Source organism: Amycolatopsis orientalis DSM 43388 (genome assembly GCF_000411975.1).
GTDB classification, from domain to species: domain Bacteria; phylum Actinomycetota; class Actinomycetes; order Mycobacteriales; family Pseudonocardiaceae; genus Amycolatopsis; species Amycolatopsis orientalis_D.
Genome location: NZ_ASXG01000107.1, coordinates 1 through 1,425, shown reverse-complemented (window position 1 = coordinate 1,425; position 1,425 = coordinate 1). Strand labels below are relative to the sequence as shown.

At 68.7% G+C, this 1,425-nt stretch carries 1 protein-coding gene; it reads right to left on the bottom strand.

All coding sequences use genetic code 11. The features are described 5' to 3' along the window. Positions 1-1,271: IS701 family transposase (locus tag L942_RS20965; RefSeq protein ID WP_063695795.1), on the bottom strand; the 1,271-nt coding region annotated here is incomplete at its 3' end. Between the last annotated feature and the right edge of the window lie 154 nt (positions 1,272-1,425).

Here is a 1,425-nt window from a genome sequence, read left to right as displayed (position 1 = left end):
TACTCCAGCTGTAGTTCGTGATCGGGTGCTGGTTGTTGGTGTCGCTGCTGGTAGTGGCTTTGGCGGGAGCGGTGTTGGTGTCGTCGGCGCCAGGCGGACCAGGCCAGGATGTCGATGATCTTGCGTGCTGGTTGCAGGATGAGCTGGGCGTAGAGGTGCCTGATCTCGTTGCGTGTCAACGGGATCAGGTCCTCGGCCGACGGTGTGCTGCGAGCCTGAGCCGCGGCGATGGCGAGGAAGGCGTGCGCGAGCATCACCAGGGTGGTCCAGCGGTACCAGGAGGTCCAGGTGCGGACCTGGTGTTCGTCGAGGCCGGTGAGTTCTTTGCCGGTCTGGAAGGTCTCCTCGATCGTCCAGCGCCGCCCGGCGACGCGCGCGAGGTCGGCCAGCGCGACCCGGCGGGGGCTGTAGCAGCGGTAGAACGCGGTTTCCCCGGTCCGCCGGTTGCGGCGCATCAAGATCCAGTGGTATCCGGTCTTGCCTGCCGGATGCAGCCGCAGCCGGGCCCACAGGTAGTAACGGCGGCCTTTCGCGCCGGCCCCGGCGGAGAGCTTCTGCCAGGCCCGCTTCGGCAGCGCGGCGGCGCGCTCGTCGGCCCGCACGCTCTCCTCGCCCGGACCGGGAACGCGGTGGTCGCAGGCCACGGCCAGCACATAGGCCTGTTCGCGGGCCTCGAGCGGATCGCGCAGGCCGGCGGCGTCTTTGCCGTAGGCCTCGTCCCCGGTCACCCACCCCACCCGGACTCCCGCCTCCAGCGCACGAGCGATCATCGCCAAGGCCAGCCGGGATTTCGTGGTGAACAGGGTCTGCGCGGGCACTCCGGCCCGGTCCCGCCGGGCCTGGTCCTCTGCCCAGCTTTCGGGCAGGTAGAGCTCGCGGTCGATGAACGTGTGCCCGGCCGGGGTGGAATACACCAGGAACACCGACATCTGCGAGTTCTCGATCCGTCCCGCGGTGCCGGTGTATTGCCGCTGGACCCCGACCGACTCGACGCCCTTCTTCAGGTCGCCGGTCTCGTCGATGACCAGCATCGCGTCCTCGACACCCAGGTGCTCGACCACGACCTCGCGCAGGTCGTCGCGGACCCCGTCGGCGTCCCAGGTCGCGCGCGAGAGCAGGTTCTGCATCCCGTCCGGGGTCCGGTCCCCGACCTGCTCAGCAATGGTCCAGCAGTTCACCCGCGCCAGCCCGGACAACAGACCCTGCACGAACCGCCCGGCCCGCCGACGCGACTCCACCCGCACGAACCGCCGCCCGATCCGCACGAACATCTCACCCAGCAACGACTGCCATCGCGCAGGGTCTACGCTGGCAGCCGCGGCCGCCACATGATCTTGAGTTGTCCTCACAAACACCATGATCACGTGGCGGCCGCACCCGTCTCACACGACCCCTCCAGCAAGATCACGAACTACAGCTGGAGTA